The sequence below is a fragment of the Pseudomonas parafulva genome (assembly GCF_000800255.1).
GTDB lineage: Bacteria > Pseudomonadota > Gammaproteobacteria > Pseudomonadales > Pseudomonadaceae > Aquipseudomonas > Aquipseudomonas boreofloridensis.
This window is the reverse complement of record NZ_CP009747.1, coordinates 17,646-34,295: the sequence shown is the minus strand read 5'-3', so window position 1 is coordinate 34,295 and position 16,650 is coordinate 17,646. Positions and strand designations below refer to the sequence as shown.

The following is a 16,650-nucleotide window of genomic DNA, read 5'->3' as shown; positions in this document are numbered from 1 at the left end:
CGGCGCTCCTCAGCGGTTCTCGAAGTGGGTCTGGCGCTGGCCACGCAGCACGATGTCGAAGCGGTAGGCCAGGCAATCCATCGGATTGGCCTGGCTCATGTCCAGGCGCGCGATCAGGCTCTGCACCGCTTGTGGATTGGCGATCGACTTGACGATCGGGCACATCGGGATCAACGGGTCGCCTTCGAAGTACAACTGGGTGATCAGCTTGGTGGCGATCGCCGGGCCACTGATGGAAAAGTGAATGTGCGCCGGACGCCAGTCGTTCGGCCCGTTACGCCAAGGGTACGGACCCGGCTTGATGGTGCGGAAGCTGTAGTAGCCATCGCGGTCGGTCAGGCACCGACCGACGCCGCCGAAGTTCGGATCCAGCGGCGCCAGGTAGCGGTCATTCTTGTGTCGGTAGCGGCCACCGGCGTTGGCCTGCCACATTTCCACCAGGGTGTTGGCCACCGGCTTGCCGTACTGGTCGACTACACGGCCGGCAACGATGATCCGCTCGCCGATGGGCAAGCCGCCGTTGTTGAAGTTCAACAGCAGGTCATGGTCATGCTCGCCGAACCGCAGGTGGGAAAAGTCCGGGCCTGTGGTTTCGCTGATCGACTGGGGAATGCTCACCAGCGCCTGGCGTGGCGAGCGGGCAATGGAGGTCTTGTAGTCTGGGGTCAAGGCCTTGGGGTGCCAGTTGCGATCACGGATCGCGAAGCGGCGGTTATCCTGGGCAGGCATGCCGGTGTCCTCTCTTGGAATTGTGCGGGCCGCCTGTGCGTGGCAGGCGGACGCACAGTGTCCGGTAGGCGGCGCGCCCGGCCTATTGAAAACTTGCTGGGCAGACATAACCATACGGTTATGCAACTTTCCGGTAGCTGACCGGCTCTCAAGCGCAGGACTATCCTGCATGCACTGCCCCTTACAGCGGAGACACTCTATGGACTGGCGAAAAGGCCGACGCAGCGACAACGTGGTCGACGCACGCGGCTCAGGCGGGGGCGGCGGTATGCGCTTCGGGGGCGGTAAAGGCCTGGGCCTTGGCGCGGTGCTGTTGATCGTCGGCATAGGCTGGCTGACCGGCCAGGACCCGTTGCAGTTGCTCGGCCAGCTCTCCGGCCAGATGCAGCAGCAACAGCAGGCTGCACCAGGCACCACGGCCAGCAAAGCGCCGCCGGCCAATGACGAACAGGCGCAGTTCGTCGCCTCGATCCTCGGTGACACCGAAGACACCTGGAAGGCCCTGTTCGCCCAGGCCGGCAAGCAGTACCGCGATCCCAAACTGGTGCTGTTCAGCGGTCAGGTCAATTCGGCGTGCGGCTTCGCGTCTTCGGCGGTCGGACCGTTCTACTGCCCAGCCGACCAGCGCGTGTACCTGGACATGTCGTTCTTCCGCGAAATGGAGACCCGCTTCGCCGCCGCTGGCGACTTCGCCCAGGCCTACGTGATCGCCCACGAGATCGGCCACCATGTGCAGACCTTGCTCGGCGTCTCGGCCAAGGTCGATGCCGCCCGTCGCAGCGGCCAACGCATGGAGGGCGACAACGGTCTGCTGGTACGCCAGGAGCTGCAGGCCGACTGCCTGGCCGGTGTCTGGGCCTATCAGGCTCAGAAGCGCCTGAACTGGCTGGAACCCGGTGACGTGGAAGAAGCCCTGAACGCCGCCAATGCCATCGGCGACGACCGCCTGCAGCAGCAGGGCCAAGGCCGCGTGGTCCCGGACTCCTTCACCCACGGCACCTCGGCGCAACGCGTGCGCTGGTTCAAGACCGGCTTCGGCAGCGGCGACCTGAACCGCTGCGACACCTTCAATACCCGTAATCTGTAACGCCCTTCGGGGCGTTTCTTCGCTTCTCCAGATCGCAATACGACCAATGGGGCATTTTTCCGCTGAAAAACGTTTCAGCGACAGCGCTTGCTGCCGATAACCCCTGGATCCAAAGCTGGCCCTCTAAAACAACAACGCCCAGCGACGTGAATTCTTGCAACACACATTTTCTGGAGAGCGTGCATGAACAGATGGTTTGCCGATAAGAGCGTGAATCTCAAACTCGGACTGGGCTTCGGCCTGGTCCTGTTGTTGACCGGCCTGCTGGCCCTGGCCAGTTGGAGCAGCCTGGGCAGCATGATCAACCGCAGCAACTGGATGAGCGACATCACCCGGCTCAACATCGACCTCACCAACCTGCGCGTGGCGCGCCTGCAGTACATGATCGCCAATGGCGACGACGCCGCTGCCGCCACCACCCTGGCCAAGCTCGACACCTTCACCGCCCAGCAGCAGCGCCTGGAAAATACCTTCAAGAGCCCTGAAAACGTCAAGCTGCTGCGCGAGCTGGGCAAGACCATCGCCGACTATCGCGTCTCGCTCGACAAGATGCGCGCTGGCTACAAGGTCACCGTCGCGGCCCGGCAGACTCTCGACCAGAACGCGGCCAGTGCCGTGCAGGCGATCGAGGCCCTGAGCCAGACCGTGCTCAATCGCGACGAAAGCGACGCCAGCCGTTTGCAGCAGTACCTGGCGATCAGCAAGGCGCGTCAGCAACTCACGCAGTTGCGACTGACCATGCGCGATTACATCGCGGCCTCCAGCGCAGCGACCGAGCAAGCGATGCTGACTCAACTCGAGCAGACCCTCGGCGAAATCGACGGCCTCAAGCGCCAACTGACAGGCGATACCGCTGGCATCCAGCCGTTCGAGACCGCCGTGCGCGGTTATGGCGAAGCCGTTCGCCAACTGCGCGATGCCACCGCGCAGATCGCCGTGGCCCGCCAGGAAATGACCGTGCAGGGCGCCGACATCGTCAAGGTCAGCGATGAGCTGTACAAGATCCAGCTCGAGCGCCGCGACATCGAAAGCGGCGATGCCCGTACCCTGCAGATCGGCGCCACCTTGCTGGCCCTGCTGTTCGGCGTGCTGGCTGCCGTGATCATCACCCGTCAGATCACCCGTCCTCTGCGCGAAACCCTCGAGGTGGTGGAGCGTATTGCCGGCGGCGACTTGACGCAGAACCTGCAGGTCACCCGCCGCGACGAGCTCGGCGTACTGCAACAAGGCATCGCGCGCATGGGCACGACCTTGCGCGAGCTGATCGGCGGCATTCGCGATGGCGTGACCCAGATCGCCAGCGCGGCCGAAGAACTGTCGGCCGTGACCGAACAGACCAGCGCCGGCGCCAACAGCCAGAAGGTCGAAACCGACCAGGTGGCCACTGCCATGCACGAAATGGCGGCCACGGTGCAGGAGGTGGCGCGCAACGCCGAGCAGGCCTCGCATGCCGCGACCCAGGCCGATGACCAGGCCCGTGCTGGCGACAAGGTGGTGGGCGAAGCGATCAGCCAGATCGAACGCCTGGCCAGCGAAGTGCACCGCTCCACTGACGCGATGAACCTGCTGCAACAGGAAAGCCAGAAGATCGGCAGCGTCATGGACGTGATCAAGTCGGTGGCCGAGCAGACCAACCTGCTGGCCCTCAATGCCGCCATCGAAGCGGCCCGAGCCGGCGAAGCCGGACGCGGTTTCGCGGTAGTCGCCGATGAGGTACGCGGCCTGGCCCAGCGCACGCAGAAGTCCACCGAGGAAATCGAAGAACTGATCGCCAGCTTGCAGAACGGCACCCAGCAGGTGGCCAACGCCATGCTCGGCAGCCAGACCTTGACCGACAGCAGCGTGGACCTGGCGCGCAAAGCCGGCGATTCACTGGCGAGCATCACCAGCACGGTGTCGGGCATCCAGTCGATGAACCAGCAGATCGCCGCAGCGGCCGAACAGCAAAGTGCAGTGGCTGAGGAGATCAGCCGGAGCATCCTCAACGTGCGCGACGTGTCGGAACAAACCGCCGCCGCCAGCGACGAGACCGCGGCGTCCACCGTGGAACTGGCGCGCTTGGGCGGGCAGTTGCAGACGCTGGTCAGCCATTTCCGCGTCTGAGGCTGTACAGGACTGACGCCGCCCCTTGAGGGGCGGCGCTCAGCCGATCACTTGACGACCATGCCCACCCCACGCCCACGCGGGTCGGACGCAGTCTCCAACGTCTGCCCGGTCACGCGGATCGCCTGCACGTCGCCCATCTCCCAGCCCTGGTCCTCCAGGACATAGCCCATCTTCTTCAGTTCGTCGGCCACCGGGCCGGTGAGCGGTGCATAGCTGTCGAAGTAGATCGTGTCCTTGGGCAGCAACTGGTGGTGCACACGCTGCGCGGCGACGGCTTTTTCCAATGGCATGCCGTAGTCGTACAGGTTGTTCATCACCTGGAAGATCGAGGTGAAGATCCGTGAACCACCCGGCGTCCCCAGCACCACGGTGACCTTGCCGTCACGCGTGATCAGGCTCGGGCTCATCGATGAAAGCATGCGCTTGCCCGGTGCGATGGCGTTGGCGTCACCGCCGACCACGCCGAACACATTGGCCGCCCCAGGCTTGGCGCTGAAGTCGTCCATTTCGTCGTTGAGCAGGAAGCCCGCGCCCTTGACCACCACGCCACTGCCATAGTCGAGGTTGAGGGTATAGGTGTTGCTCACCGCATTGCCCTGGCGGTCGACGATGGAGAAGTGCGTGGTCTGGTGCGGCTCGAGGCCCGGCTTGACCTGGTCGGTGGCGGAGATGGCCGTCGGATTGACCTGCGCGGCGCGCTTGGCCAGGTAGTCCTTGGCCATCAGTTGCTTGACCGGCACCTGGGTGAAGGCCGGATCGCCCAGGTAATCGGCGCGGTCGGCGAATACCCGCTTCTCGATCTCGGACAGCAGGTGAATGTACTTCGCCGAGTTGTGCGCCACACCTTTGAAGTCCGCCGTACGGTCCTCCTTGATGCCCAGCAGTTGGCCTAGCGCGACACCACCGGAGCTCGGTGGCGGCGCCGTGTAGACCACGTTGCCGCGCCACTCGATGGCGATCGGATCGCGCCACAGCGCCTTGTAGTCCTTCAGATCGTCCTTGGTGATCAGGCCCTTGTCGGCCTGCATCTGCGCCACCAGCAGGTCGGCGGTCTTGCCCTGATAGAACTCGCTCACGCCCTTGTCGGCGATGCGCTCGAGGGTCTGGGCCAGTTCCGGCTGCTTGAACAGCTCGCCCACTTTCATGCTGCCGAAGTAGTCGTTGAAGTTGGTCGCGGTCTTGAACAGGCCTTGGGCGTCATCGCGGTACTGGTACTGCTTCTGGGCGATCTTGAATCCATTCTGCGCATAGCCGATGGCCGGCGTGAGCAGCTCGCTCCACGGCAGCTTGCCAAACTTCTGGTGCGCCTCCCACAGGCCCATGACCGTGCCTGGCACACCAGCGGCGCGAGCACCGACCAGACTAAGGTTTTCGATCACCTCGCCTTTGTCGTTCAGGTACATGGTCTTGGTCGCGGCCTTCGGCGCCACTTCGCGGTAGTCGAGGAAATACGGCTTGCCGTCGACGAACAGGGTCATGAAACCGCCGCCACCGATGTTCCCGGCTTCCGGGTAGGTGACCGCCAGGGTGAACGCGGTGGCGACGGCAGCGTCCACCGCATTGCCGCCCTTCTTGAGAATATCGGCCGCGACCTGGGCGCCGTACTGATCGGGTGCGGCGACCGCGCCGCCTTCGAGGGTCACGGCATAGGCCGAGGAACAGCTCAGGATCGCGGCCCCGAGGGCCAGGGACTGGAACATGACGATACGCATGACGCTTCCTTAGTCGTTCTTGTCGAACCTCCATTTAAGGCGCAGGCATCGCGTTCAAGCAAACGGCAGGCACTGAGGTGGACGTCTTTGGGCAACCGTGTCGCGATCAGACAACTCAGCAGGCGTACGTCGACAGCTTGGCCTGGATGAAATCCAGGAAGCATTGGATACGCAGCGCCAGTTGCGTGTTGCGGTAGTAGACCGCATGAATCGGCTGGCGATAGCCACTGTTGGCCTCGGCCAGCAGCACCTGCAGACGGCCCGTGCGGATGTCGTCATGGGTCATGAAGTGCGACAGGCAGACGATCCCCTCACCCGCCAACGCCAACTGACGCAGGGTTTCGCCGCTGGAGGCCAGCAGCGCCGGACGGATCGCCCAGCGGTCGCCCTGGGCGTGACGCAGGGGCCAGTGGTTGAGACTTTCCGGCGCGCTGAATCCGAGCAGCCCATGCTGGCTCAGGTCCTCGACCGCGCGTGGCGTGCCATGGCGCTCCAGGTACTGCGGGCTGGCCAGGATCAGCAGCGGGCTGCACCCCAGCGAACGGGCGTGCAGGCTGGAGTCGGCCAGCTCGCCGATGCGGATGGCGACATCGGTGCTGTGCTCGAGCAGGTCGATGATCAGGTCGTCGCTGTTGAGTTCGAGCTCGATGCCGGGGTACTGGCGGCGGAACTCGCCGATCCACGGCAAGATCGCGTGGAGCATGAACGGTGCAGCGGCATTGATGCGCAGGCGGCCGGTCGGTGTCTGACGGTTGATCGACAGGCGCTCCTCCAGATCGTCCATCTGCGCGAGAATCTGCCGCGCGCGTTCGAGGAAGAAGCGGCCTTCCTCGGTGAGGTCCATGCGCCGGGTGGTGCGGTTGACCAAGGTGGTGCCCAGCTTGGCCTCCAGACGCGACAAGGTCCGACTCATGGCCGAGGGCGTCTGGCCCATCTGCTCGGCAGCAGCGGAGATCGATCCGCAATCGATGACGGCCACGAATGCCTGAAGTTCTTCGGATCGAGTTTTCACGCGTGCGCCTTGGCGGGAGGAAGGAGTGATTGATAGCGGTTGATCGCTCACCGTGCAAGCACGCGCCCAGGCCATCGCTGCCCGGCAGCGGACGAAAACAGCGCAGCCATCACTCGGCCTTGTCGAACAGCGCGCCCAAGTGCGCCTCGTATGCCGCCACCGCCGCTGGCACATCCGGACGTTTCATCACGTCGGTGGCCACGAAGCTGGGCAGGCCCGTCATGCCGAGGAACTGGTTGGCCTTATGGAACGCGAAATACACCGCGTCCACACCTTTGCCTTCGAAGAAATCGGTCGGGTCGTCGAAGGCCTGCTGCGGCGCGTTCCAGGTGGCCGAGATCATGTAGCGCTTGCCCATGAGCAATCCGCCGCTGCCGTACTTCTGCGAAGCGTCGGAGCGGGTACGGCCATCGTTGGCGTACAGACGACCATGGCCTGCGGTGAACACCTCATCGATGTATTGCTTCACCGTCCAGGGCGCGCCCATCCACCAACCCGGCATCTGGTAGATCACCACGTCGGCCCAGAGGAATTTGCGCACCTCTGCCTCGATATCGTAGCCGCCGTCGATGAAGGTCTGCTGCACGTCGAAGCCCGCGTGGTCCAGGTAGGCCATGGCGGCTTCGTGCAAGGTGGTGTTCAGGCGACCGTCGGAATGGGCGAAGTGCTTGCCGCCATTGAGCAAGAGGATATTTTTCATGGGAGGATCTCGTCGCAACGTTTGGGAAGGCGGCAGGTTAGGCCGTCACGCAAGCCGTAAAAAGTCGGTCAGCGGCAAAAGGCTTTTGCCTGAAAGTCACGAATCCCGCATCGATTACTGCCCTAAAATCGCACTTCATCTTTCCTGAGGATCCCACCCATGAACGAACCGGTCGCCTTCATTCTCAAAGCCAAGACCCGCCCGGAACAGGCAGCGGCCTTCGAGGCGTTGTTCCGCGCCTATGTCGAGCCCAGTCGCCAGGAACCGGGCTGCATCGAATACCACATGCTGCGAGACAAGGAAGATCCCAGCCTCTTCGTGTTCTACGAAGTGTGGGCCGACCAGGCCGCGTTCGACGCCCACTGCGCGTTGGCGCACATGACGAGCTTCTTCGAACGACGCATGGATTTCCTGGAGCGCGACTTCGATATCCAGCACGTCGACGTGCTCAGCCCTGACTTAGCGCGGCGCTGATCAGCGCCAGGCTCGGGAATACAGATTCCAGACACTGCCTGGTTCACAGGACCGGCACATAGCGCTTGCCGCCCCGCGAACTCTTTCCCCACAATCGGCTCCTACCTGCACCCGGATAGGGAGTCCCCCGTGCCATCCATCTACCAGCTCAAACCTCGCTTCCAGGCCCTGCTGCGCCCTACGGTGCAGCGTCTGCATGATCGCGGGGTGACCGCCAACCAAGTGACCGTCTTCGCGGCACTGGTGTCGGTGCTGCTCGGGCTGTTGCTGGCCGCCCAGCCCGACGTCACCGGGTTGTTCATTCTGCTGCCGGTGTGGATGCTGCTGCGCATGGCGCTCAATGCCGTAGACGGCATGCTGGCCCGGGAATTCGGCCAGCAGTCGACCCTCGGCGGCTACCTCAACGAACTCTGCGACGTGATCGCCGACGCCGCGCTGTACCTGCCCTTCGCGCTGCTGACCGGCGTCTGGCCGGTGCTCGTGGTGCTGGTGGTGATCCTGGCCATCGTCAGTGAATACGCCGGCGTGATGGGTCCTCTGGTCGGGGCTTCGCGGCGCTACGACGGGCCGATGGGCAAGAGCGACCGCGCCTTCGCGTTCGGCGTGCTGGGCACCGGCGTCGCCTTCGGCCTGCTGCCGGCGAGCTGGATCAACGGCCTGCTGCTGGTCATCCTCGCGCTGTCGCTCTATACCCTCTACAACCGGGTGCGCCACGGGCTGGCCGAAACCCGCTGATTCCACTGCCGCAGGACAAGGACTTTCGCCATGCGCCAAGCGCAATCGCTGCACTTCCCGACCCACGATGGCGTCGAACTGCACTACCGGCACTGGCCGGCCACCCGCAACGCGTACCAGCCACGCCGGGCGCTGGTGATGTTCCACCGCGGCCACGAGCACGGTGCGCGCCTGGCGCACCTGGCCGACGAACTGAACCTGCCGGGCTACGACCTCTTCGCCTGGGACGCCCGCGGCCATGGTCTGTCACCCGGCGCGCGAGGCGACAGCCCGAGCTTCGCCACCAGCGTGCGCGACGTGCAGACTTTCATCGAGCATATCCAGTCCCGGCATGGCATCGCCGAGGCCGACATGGTGGTACTGGCGCAAAGCGTCGGCGCGGTGCTGGTCGCCACCTGGGCCCACGACTACGCCCCCAAGGTGCGCTGCCTGGTGCTCGCCTCGCCGGCGTTCAAGGTCAAACTCTACGTGCCCTTCGCTCGCCCCGGCCTGAAGCTGCTCAAGGCCGTGCGTGGCAATTTCTTCGTCAACAGCTACGTCAAACCGCAACTGCTGACCCACGATCCCGACCGGGTCGCCTCCTATGCCGCCGACCCACTGATCAGCCGACCGATTTCGGTGACCGTGCTGCTGGGCCTCTACGAAGCCGCCGAACGTGTGGTGGCCGATGCCCAGGCGATCCAGGTGCCGACTCAACTGTTGGTGTCCGGTGCGGACTTCGTGGTCGAGCGCGCGCCGCAGGAGCGCTTCTTCGAGCGCCTCGGCAGCGCGCGCAAGGAGCTGCACGTGTTGCCCGGTTTCTTCCATGACACCCTCGGCGAGCGTGATCGCGCCCACGCCCTGGCGCGCATCGAGCGCTTCATCGCCCATTGCTTCGACGCGCCGCTGGCGCCGCCCTCGCTGCTCGACGCCGACAAGACCGGCGCCAGTTGCGCCGAAGCCGAGGCACTGGCTGCCCCACTGCCACGCCACTCGCCGCGCGCGCTGTACTGGCGCAGCTACCGCGCTGGGCTGCGCCTGGTCAAAGGCTTGTCCGATGGCGTCAAGTTGGGTTTCGACACCGGCTTCGACTCGGGCAGCACGCTGGACTACGTGTACCGCGACCAGGCCAGCGGCAAGGGTCGGCTGGGTCGCCTGATCGACCGCAACTACCTCGACGCCATCGGCTGGCGCGGCATCCGCCAGCGCAAGCTGCACGTCGAGGAACTGCTGCGCCTGGCCATCGAGCGGCTGAGCGAACAAGGCCGCGCGGTGCACATCGTCGATATCGCCGCCGGTCACGGCCGCTACATCCTCGACGCCTTGCAGACACACCGGCCGGACTCGATCCTGCTGCGCGACTACAGCGAGCTGAACGTGCAACAGGGCACTGCCCTGATCCAGGAAAAAGGCCTCGGCGAGATTGCGCGCTTCGTCCAAGGCGACGCCTTCGACCGCCAGAGCCTGGCCAGCCTCGACCCGCGCCCAACGCTGGCCGTGGTCTCGGGCCTCTACGAACTGTTCGCCAGCAATCAGTGGGTGGGCAACTCCCTGGCCGGTCTGGCCGACGCCGTGGAAGACGGCGGTTACCTGGTCTACACCGGCCAACCCTGGCACCCGCAACTGGAGATGATCGCCCGCGCCCTGACCAGCCACCGGGGTGGCGACGCCTGGGTGATGCGCCGGCGTAGCCAGGCGGAGATGGACCAACTGGTGGAGGCGGCAGGCTTTCGCAAGATCACCCAGCGCATCGACCCCTGGGGCATCTTCAGCGTCAGCCTGGCCCAGCGGGTACGTTGATGGCCCGCGAGGCCGGTTTGATCCGGCGCGGGGTGCTGTGGCTGTTGCTGCTGGGGCCGCTGTTCTTCCTCAGCTATGGCCTGGCCAACAGCTACACGGCCACGCGCGACGACGTCGGCAGCCTGGTGTTCGACTGGGAACGGCATATGCCGCTGTGGCCCTGGACCATCATTCCCTATTGGTCGATCGACCTGCTGTACGGGCTGTCCTTCCTGCTGCCGCGCAATCGCCGGGAAATGGATCGGCATGCCCTGGCGCTGCTGACGGCGCAACTGCTCAGCGTCAGTTGTTTCCTGCTGTGGCCGCTGCGCTTCACCTTCGAGCGACCGGAGCTGGCCGGCCTGTTCGGCTGGCTGTTCGACGTGCTGATGGGCTTCGACAAACCGTTCAACCAGGCGCCGTCGCTGCATATCGCGCTGCTGGTGATCATCTGGACGATGTTCGCCCGCCACACCCGGCGCCCACTACTGCGTGGGCTGGTGCACGGCTGGATGGCGCTGATCGGAGTGTCGGTGCTGACCACCTGGCAGCATCATTTCATCGACCTGCCCAGCGGCGCGCTGGTCGGCCTGTTGTGCGTCTGGTGGTGGCCCCATCGAGGGCCGCTGCCCCTGCACGCGGCGAGGCTTGCGCGCGAGCCGAAACGCTGGCGACTGGGCCTGCGCTACGGCCTCGGCGCCGGGCTGTGTGCCTGGCTGGGCGTGTCGCTGGGCGGGCTGTGGCTAGGCCTGCTGTGGCCGGCGCTGGCGTTGCTGATGGTGGCGCTGAACTACGTGCTGTTCGGTGCTGGTGGCTTCCAGAAGGGTGCCAACGGACGCCTGTCGACAGCGGCAACCTGGCTGCTGGCACCGTACCTGATCGGCGCCTGGATCAACTCGCGCCTGTGGACCTGGCGACATCCTCTCGCCGATGAAGTGTGTGACGGAGTCTACCTGGGGCGGATACCTGGTCGGGGCCAGGCGACTTCATTTGCCGGCGTGCTGGACCTGAGCGCCGAGTTGCCCTACCGCTGCGATTTACCCGCAATGCAGCAGGAACAGCCGGCCTACCTCAACCTGCCCATCCTTGACCTCATTGCCCCCAGCCCCGCGCTGCTGGATCAAGCCGCCGAGGCCATCGAACACCTGCGCCAGCACGGCAGCGTCCTGGTCTGCTGCGCCTTGGGCTACTCACGCAGCGCCAGTGCCGTGGCTGCCTGGCTGATCCACACCGGCCGCTGCGCCGATATCGAGGCGGCCCAAGCCCTGATCCGTAAGGCGCGCCCCGGCGTGGTGCTGCACCCAGGCCATCGTCAATCCCTGCGGCACAAGGAGGTGCGTTGATGGACCTGCACCTGGTTGCCGCCCTGCTTGGCCGCGGCCGACAACTGGAGCGCCTGTCCGATGGCCTCACGTTGTTGGCCATCGGCTACGGCCTCACGCCCCTGCTCGGCCTGCACCTGCCTGCGCTGGCCAGTGCCCTGTGCGCACTGCTGCTGATCCTCGGCCTTGCCCACAAATACTGGGCGCTGCGCGTGGCCCTGGACGCCGAGCTGTTCACTCGCCTGGCCAGCAGCCCCCAGCTCGACGAAGACACCGGCGCGCTGGACCGGGCGCTGTTCGACCTCAAACTCAAGGCCAGTGCCGACGACCGGCGCCACTGGCCAGCCCGCAGCCAAGGCGCCCTGGCGCTGCTGCGGCGCCAGGCGCTGTGCCTGGCACTGCAACTGCTGCTGGCCTTGACGACCCTGCTGACGCTGCCTTTCACAGGATGAACCGCACCATGCTTCCAGCCATCACCGCTTTCGCCATCACCTGCGCCGCGCGCCTGATCACCGGGGCGCGCGCCCTCTGGCTCGGCTGCACACCGCAGCCGATACAACGCCTGTATTTCGCCAACCACAGCAGCCACGGCGACTTCGTCCTGCTCTGGGCCTCGTTGCCCGAGCCGCTACGGCGGCGCACGCGGCCGGTGGCCGGCGCCGATTACTGGTGCCAGCCGGGCCTGCGCGACTTCATCATCCGCAAGGTGTTCAACGGTGTGCTCATCGACCGCCAGCGCAGCGATGCCCAGACTAATCCCCTGCAACCGGTGCTCGACGCCCTGGCCCAGGGCGACTCGCTGATCTTCTTCCCGGAAGGCACGCGCAATCTGGGTGACGAGCCGCTGCTGCCGTTCAAGAGCGGGTTGTTCCACCTGGCCTCGGCCCAGCCGCAGATCGAAGTGGTGCCGGTGTGGATCGCCAACCTCAACCGCGTGATGCCCAAAGGCCGCGCCCTGCCGCTGCCGTTGCTGTGCACCCTGAGCTTCGGCGAGCCGTTGCATGTACAGCCTGATGAAGACAAGCAGGCCTTTCTCGAGCGGGCCCGGCAGGCCCTGCTGAACCTGGCCCCGAAGGAAGCCTGAAATGGAAGACAACACCCTGTCCCTGTTCATCGGCATCGGCGCCCTGCTGCTGCTCGCCAGCCTGATCGGTCGCCTGCTGAAATGGCGCGCCGGCCCCGGCCCGCATGCGGTGATCGACAACCTCAACGCCCGCATCAACGCCTGGTGGGTGATGGTGCTGGTGATCGGCCTGGCCTTCGTGTTCGGCAAGTACGGCGTGATCGTGCTGTTCTACTGCGTGTCGTTCTACGCCCTGCGCGAATTCATGACCCTCACTCCGACCCGGCGCAGCGATTACCCGGCGCTGGCGGCAGCCTTCTATGTGGCCTTGCCGGTGCAATACCTGCTGATCGGGATGGACTGGTACGGGCTGTTCAGCATCTTCATTCCGGTCTACCTGTTCCTGCTGCTGCCGATCCTGGCCAGCTTCGGCGGCGACACCACGCGCTTCCTGGAACGCGCCTCGAAAGTACAGTGGGGGCTGATGATCGCGGTGTACTGCGTGTCGTCGGTACCCGCGCTGATGACGCTGGACATTCCGGGCTACGAGGGCCGCAACCTGTTGCTGATCGCCTGGCTGATCCTGGTGGTGCAGATCAGCGACGTACTGCAGTACGTGTGCGGCAAGCTGTTCGGCAAGCGCAAGGTGGCGCCCAACCTGTCGCCCTCCAAGACCGTCGAAGGCCTGGCCGGCGGCGTGGCCCTGGCCACCTTGGTGGGGGCGCTGCTGTGCTGGATCACGCCGTTCAACTTCTGGCAGGCGGCGCTGATGGCGTTGACGGTCAACGCCATGGGTTTCTTCGGCGGCCTGGTGATGTCGGCGATCAAGCGCGACCGTGGGGTGAAGGACTGGGGCCACATGATCGAAGGCCACGGCGGCATGCTCGACCGCATGGACTCGGTGTGCTTCGCCGCCCCGGTGTTCTTCCACTTCGTTCGCTACTGGTGGGCCTGACTGGAGCGAGTCGAACAGCGCATCCAGACACATGAAGGTCGAGCCCAGGCAACCGCAGCCACCGTTCAGCCCCTATGGTGACGGGTCATTCAGCCCGTCATCAGGAGCTCTGCCATGTCCGACTTCATCACTGTCCTGCGCGAAACCTGCCCGACGCCTGTCGTCAACGCGACCAAGTGGAAACGCATCGGCGGCGATCCGCACACCGTCAACCTCAACGCCTACCTGTCGGCCGACGGCAGCAAGATCATGGGCACCTGGATCTGCACGCCCGGCAAGTTCGAGGTGAACTACGACAAGTGGGAGTTCTGCCACTTCCTCGAAGGCTATTGCATCATCACCCCGGAGGGCGAAGAGCCCAAGCACCTGAAGGGCGGTGACGTGTTCGTCATCGAGCCCGGCATGAAGGGCACCTGGGAAGTGGTGGAGACCGTGCGCAAGTACTTCGTGTTCGCCTGACGCCTGAAGGGCCGCCTAGCGGCCCATCGCGACGCAAGGCCGCGTGCACAAAGGCTGTGTGAGCCCGCTGAGCGGAGCATCACGTAGCCTTTTTGCGTTCAGCTCAGCCGTCCTTCTTCCGATAGCCCTCGACGATCGCCGAGAAGTCCTTGCCGCCCTCGCCGCGCAAGCTCATGGCTTGGTACAACTGCTGCGCGACTGCACCGAGAATCACCGGCTGGTGCGCCTGGCGCGCGGCCTCGGTGGCCAGGCCCAGGTCCTTGAGCATCAGTTCGGCACCAAAGCCACCGGTGTAGCCGCGTGCAGCCGGCGCGGTGTCGATCACACCGGGCCAAGGGTTGTAGGTATCGGAGCTCCAGCAACGGCCGGTGGAGCTGTTGATGATCCCGGCCAGCACCTGGGTGTCGATGCCCAGCGCATTGCCCAGGGCCATGGCTTCGGACACGCCGATCATGGAGATGCCCAGCAGCAGGTTGTTGCAGATCTTGGCGATCTGCCCAGTGCCCACTGCACCGCAGTGCACGATGTTGCGGCCCATCTGTTCGAGCACCGGCTTGAGCGTGGCGAACAGCTCGGGGCTGGCGCCGACCATGAAGGTCAAGGTCCCCGCCGCGGCACCACCGGTGCCGCCCGACACCGGCGCGTCGCCCATGTCGATGCCCTTGGCCGCCGCGGCCTTGGACACGTCGCGGGCGGTCTGCGGATCGATGGTGCTGCAGTCCAACGTCGGTGTGCCGGGCTTGATGCCGGCGAGCACACCGTCGTCCTCGCTCAGGTACACCGAGCGCACGTGGGCAGCGGCCGGCAGCATGGTGATCACCAACTCGCTGCTGGCAGCGGCGTCCTTCGGCGAGGTGCTGACTTGCCCGCCCAGTTCGGCAAGCTCGGCCAGCACGGTTTTGTTGAGGTCGAACAGGTTCAGTGTGTGCCCGGCCTTGATCAGGTTGCGGGCCATGGGGGCGCCCATGTTGCCCAGACCGATGAATGCGATACGCATGACCAACTCCTTAGCGCAGGCTGATGGTGGTGTTAACGCCGTCGTTGACGCTGTCGTCGTCGAACCAGCGGGCCGTGACCGTCTTGGTCTGGGTATAGAACTGCACCACCTGTTTGCCATAGGGGCCCAGATCGCCCAGCTTGGAGCCGCGCGAACCGGTGAAGCTGAAGAACGGCACCGGCACCGGGATCGGGATGTTGATGCCGACCTGGCCGACGTCGATCTCGCTCTGGAACTTGCGTGCCGCCGCACCGCTCTGGGTGAACAAGCCGGTGCCGTTGCCGAACGGGTTGGCGTTGACCAGGGCGATGGCCTCATCGAGGGTGTCGACTTCAAGCGTGACCAACACCGGGCCGAAAATTTCCTGGGTGTAGATCTGCATGTCGGTGGTCACACCGGAGAACAGGGTCGGGCCGACGAAGTTGCCGTGCTCGAAGCCCGGCACCTGCACGTCACGGCCGTCCAGCTCGAGCGTGGCGCCTTCCTTCACGCCGCTGTCGATCAGCCCCAGCACGCGCTCCTTGGCGCGCTTGGACACCACCGGACCGACGTCGGTCCCGGGCTCGCTGCCAGCGTTGACCTTGAGCCTGCTCGCCGCCGCCTTGATGTCCGGCAGCCACTCGCGGGCCTTGCCCACCAGCACCGCCACCGAGGTGGCCATGCAGCGCTGGCCGGCTGCACCGAAGGCCGCGCCGACCAGCGCGTTGATGGTTTGGGTGCGGTTGGCGTCGGGCAGCACCACGGCGTGGTTCTTGGCGCCCATCATCGACTGCACGCGCTTGCCGTGCTGACTGGCAAGGTTGTACACGTGGGTGCCGACCTCGGTCGAGCCGACGAAGGAAACCGCCTTGATGTCCTGGTGGGTGCACAGCGCATCGACCACCTGCTTGCCACCGTGCACCACGTTCAGCACGCCCGCCGGCACCCCGGCTTCCAGCGCCAGCTCGACCAGCATCAGCGTCGACAGCGGATCTTGCTCGGACGGCTTGAGCACGAAGGTGTTGCCACAGACGATGGCCATGGGGAACATCCACAGCGGAATCATCGCCGGGAAGTTGAACGGGGTGATACCGGCGCACACGCCGATCGGCTGGCGCAAGGTGTAGGTGTCGACGCCACCGGCCACGTTCTCGGCGAACTCGCCCATCTGCAGGGTGCCGATGGACGCGGCGTGCTCCACCACTTCCAGACCGCGGAAGATGTCGCCCTCGGCATCGGCCAGGGTCTTGCCTTGCTCGGCGCTCAGGGTCGCGGCGATGCGCTTGCTGTGCTCGCGGATCAGCGCCTGCAGCTTGAGCATGATGCGCATGCGCGCACCGATCGGCGTGTCACGCCAGGTCTTGAAGGCACGCTGGGCGGCAGCGATGGCGGCGTCGACTTCGGCGGCGGTGGCGAACGGCACGCGCGCCAGTACCTGCTGGGTGGCCGGATTGACCACGTCGCGCCATTGCTGAGTGGTCGACTCCACCCATTGCCCGTCGATCAACAACTTGGCCTGCTGCACCTGGGTCGTGGGGGTGTGGGGTGCGTTCATCTGCGCT

At 65.2% G+C, this 16,650-nt stretch carries 15 protein-coding genes and 2 pseudogenes; 11 read left to right on the top strand and 6 right to left on the bottom strand.

Features of this window, described 5'->3' with window-relative positions; genetic code table 11:
* Nucleotides 1–9: 9 nt before the first annotated feature.
* Nucleotides 10–729, bottom strand: a complete 720-nt coding sequence (pcaH, locus tag NJ69_RS00140) for a protocatechuate 3,4-dioxygenase subunit beta (RefSeq protein ID WP_029613106.1) — start codon at nucleotides 727–729, stop codon at nucleotides 10–12.
* Between the two features lie 199 nt (nucleotides 730–928).
* Here pcaH and ypfJ point away from each other — a divergent pair, with 199 nt between their 5' ends.
* The 3 genes and pseudogenes from ypfJ to NJ69_RS23080 form a co-directional block, all read left to right on the top strand.
* Nucleotides 929–1,816 (top strand): KPN_02809 family neutral zinc metallopeptidase, encoded by an 888-nt coding sequence (ypfJ, locus tag NJ69_RS00135; RefSeq protein WP_029613107.1) that lies wholly within the window; start codon nucleotides 929–931, stop codon nucleotides 1,814–1,816.
* A gap of 183 nt (nucleotides 1,817–1,999) precedes the next feature.
* A pseudogene (locus tag NJ69_RS23085) lies at nucleotides 2,000–3,016 on the top strand (methyl-accepting chemotaxis protein); the annotation flags it as partial.
* Nucleotides 3,017–3,055: 39 nt separating this feature from the next.
* Nucleotides 3,056–3,797: pseudogene (locus NJ69_RS23080) on the top strand (methyl-accepting chemotaxis protein); the annotation flags it as partial.
* Nucleotides 3,798–3,966: 169 nt separating this feature from the next.
* Here the strand turns inward: NJ69_RS23080 and ggt are convergent.
* The 3 genes from ggt to NJ69_RS00115 form a co-directional block, all read right to left on the bottom strand.
* Entirely contained in the window at nucleotides 3,967–5,634 is a 1,668-nt protein-coding gene (gene ggt / locus NJ69_RS00125) for a gamma-glutamyltransferase (RefSeq protein WP_039575068.1), read from the bottom strand.
* Between the two features lie 115 nt (nucleotides 5,635–5,749).
* A complete protein-coding gene (locus NJ69_RS00120) occupies nucleotides 5,750–6,646 on the bottom strand; it encodes a LysR family transcriptional regulator (RefSeq protein ID WP_039575065.1) in 897 nt (298 codons plus the stop codon).
* Nucleotides 6,647–6,755: 109 nt separating this feature from the next.
* Nucleotides 6,756–7,346 (bottom strand): NAD(P)H-dependent oxidoreductase, encoded by a 591-nt coding sequence (locus NJ69_RS00115; RefSeq protein ID WP_039575063.1) that lies wholly within the window; start codon nucleotides 7,344–7,346, stop codon nucleotides 6,756–6,758.
* Nucleotides 7,347–7,505: 159 nt separating this feature from the next.
* Here NJ69_RS00115 and NJ69_RS00110 point away from each other — a divergent pair, with 159 nt between their 5' ends.
* From NJ69_RS00110 to NJ69_RS00075, 8 genes are all read left to right on the top strand, one after another.
* Nucleotides 7,506–7,820 (top strand): putative quinol monooxygenase, encoded by a 315-nt coding sequence (locus tag NJ69_RS00110; protein WP_029613384.1) that lies wholly within the window; start codon nucleotides 7,506–7,508, stop codon nucleotides 7,818–7,820.
* Nucleotides 7,821–7,949: 129 nt separating this feature from the next.
* A complete protein-coding gene (locus NJ69_RS00105) occupies nucleotides 7,950–8,555 on the top strand; it encodes a CDP-alcohol phosphatidyltransferase family protein (RefSeq protein ID WP_039575060.1) in 606 nt (201 codons plus the stop codon).
* A gap of 30 nt (nucleotides 8,556–8,585) precedes the next feature.
* On the top strand, nucleotides 8,586–10,334 hold the full coding sequence (locus NJ69_RS00100) for a bifunctional alpha/beta hydrolase/class I SAM-dependent methyltransferase (protein WP_039575056.1): 1,749 nt from the start codon (nucleotides 8,586–8,588) through the stop codon (nucleotides 10,332–10,334).
* Nucleotides 10,334–11,656, top strand: a complete 1,323-nt coding sequence (locus tag NJ69_RS00095; RefSeq protein ID WP_080754695.1) for a phosphatase PAP2/dual specificity phosphatase family protein — start codon at nucleotides 10,334–10,336, stop codon at nucleotides 11,654–11,656. The genes NJ69_RS00100 and NJ69_RS00095 overlap by 1 nt, the downstream gene beginning before the upstream one ends.
* Nucleotides 11,656–12,087 carry a hypothetical protein gene (locus NJ69_RS00090; protein WP_039575053.1) on the top strand — a complete coding sequence of 144 codons (432 nt, stop codon included), beginning with the start codon at nucleotides 11,656–11,658 and terminating at the stop codon, nucleotides 12,085–12,087. The genes NJ69_RS00095 and NJ69_RS00090 overlap by 1 nt, the downstream gene beginning before the upstream one ends.
* A gap of 8 nt (nucleotides 12,088–12,095) precedes the next feature.
* On the top strand, nucleotides 12,096–12,719 hold the full coding sequence (locus NJ69_RS00085; protein WP_039575050.1) for a lysophospholipid acyltransferase family protein: 624 nt from the start codon (nucleotides 12,096–12,098) through the stop codon (nucleotides 12,717–12,719).
* A 1-nt stretch (nucleotide 12,720) separates the two neighbouring features.
* Nucleotides 12,721–13,653 carry a phosphatidate cytidylyltransferase gene (locus tag NJ69_RS00080; protein WP_039575048.1) on the top strand — a complete coding sequence of 311 codons (933 nt, stop codon included), beginning with the start codon at nucleotides 12,721–12,723 and terminating at the stop codon, nucleotides 13,651–13,653.
* A 114-nt stretch (nucleotides 13,654–13,767) separates the two neighbouring features.
* A complete protein-coding gene (locus tag NJ69_RS00075) occupies nucleotides 13,768–14,112 on the top strand; it encodes a cupin domain-containing protein (protein ID WP_029613387.1) in 345 nt (114 codons plus the stop codon).
* Nucleotides 14,113–14,215: 103 nt separating this feature from the next.
* On the opposite strand, the gene mmsB is transcribed toward NJ69_RS00075, so the two are convergent.
* Complete coding sequence (gene mmsB, locus NJ69_RS00070) at nucleotides 14,216–15,109, bottom strand: 3-hydroxyisobutyrate dehydrogenase (protein ID WP_039575045.1); 894 nt, start codon at nucleotides 15,107–15,109, stop codon at nucleotides 14,216–14,218.
* 10 nt (nucleotides 15,110–15,119) lie between these two features.
* Nucleotides 15,120–16,643: a CoA-acylating methylmalonate-semialdehyde dehydrogenase gene (locus tag NJ69_RS00065; protein ID WP_039575043.1), complete on the bottom strand. Its 1,524-nt coding sequence runs from the start codon at nucleotides 16,641–16,643 to the stop codon at nucleotides 15,120–15,122.
* Nucleotides 16,644–16,650: the final 7 nt, after the last annotated feature.

Bases quoted from the DNA above. Each gene is read 5' to 3' on its own strand.
- pcaH (WP_029613106.1), bottom strand. From the start codon at position 729: ATGCCTGCCCAGGATAACCGCCGCTTCGCGATCCGTGATCGCAACTGG.
- ypfJ (WP_029613107.1), top strand. From the start codon at position 929: ATGGACTGGCGAAAAGGCCGACGCAGCGACAACGTGGTCGACGCACGC.
- ggt (WP_039575068.1), bottom strand. From the start codon at position 5,634: ATGCGTATCGTCATGTTCCAGTCCCTGGCCCTCGGGGCCGCGATCCTG.
- NJ69_RS00115 (WP_039575063.1), bottom strand. From the start codon at position 7,346: ATGAAAAATATCCTCTTGCTCAATGGCGGCAAGCACTTCGCCCATTCC.
- NJ69_RS00110 (WP_029613384.1), top strand. From the start codon at position 7,506: ATGAACGAACCGGTCGCCTTCATTCTCAAAGCCAAGACCCGCCCGGAA.
- NJ69_RS00100 (WP_039575056.1), top strand. From the start codon at position 8,586: ATGCGCCAAGCGCAATCGCTGCACTTCCCGACCCACGATGGCGTCGAA.
- NJ69_RS00095 (WP_080754695.1), top strand. From the start codon at position 10,334: ATGGCCCGCGAGGCCGGTTTGATCCGGCGCGGGGTGCTGTGGCTGTTG.
- NJ69_RS00090 (WP_039575053.1), top strand. From the start codon at position 11,656: ATGGACCTGCACCTGGTTGCCGCCCTGCTTGGCCGCGGCCGACAACTG.
- NJ69_RS00085 (WP_039575050.1), top strand. From the start codon at position 12,096: ATGCTTCCAGCCATCACCGCTTTCGCCATCACCTGCGCCGCGCGCCTG.
- NJ69_RS00080 (WP_039575048.1), top strand. From the start codon at position 12,721: ATGGAAGACAACACCCTGTCCCTGTTCATCGGCATCGGCGCCCTGCTG.
- NJ69_RS00075 (WP_029613387.1), top strand. From the start codon at position 13,768: ATGTCCGACTTCATCACTGTCCTGCGCGAAACCTGCCCGACGCCTGTC.
- mmsB (WP_039575045.1), bottom strand. From the start codon at position 15,109: ATGCGTATCGCATTCATCGGTCTGGGCAACATGGGCGCCCCCATGGCC.
- NJ69_RS00065 (WP_039575043.1), bottom strand. From the start codon at position 16,643: ATGAACGCACCCCACACCCCCACGACCCAGGTGCAGCAGGCCAAGTTG.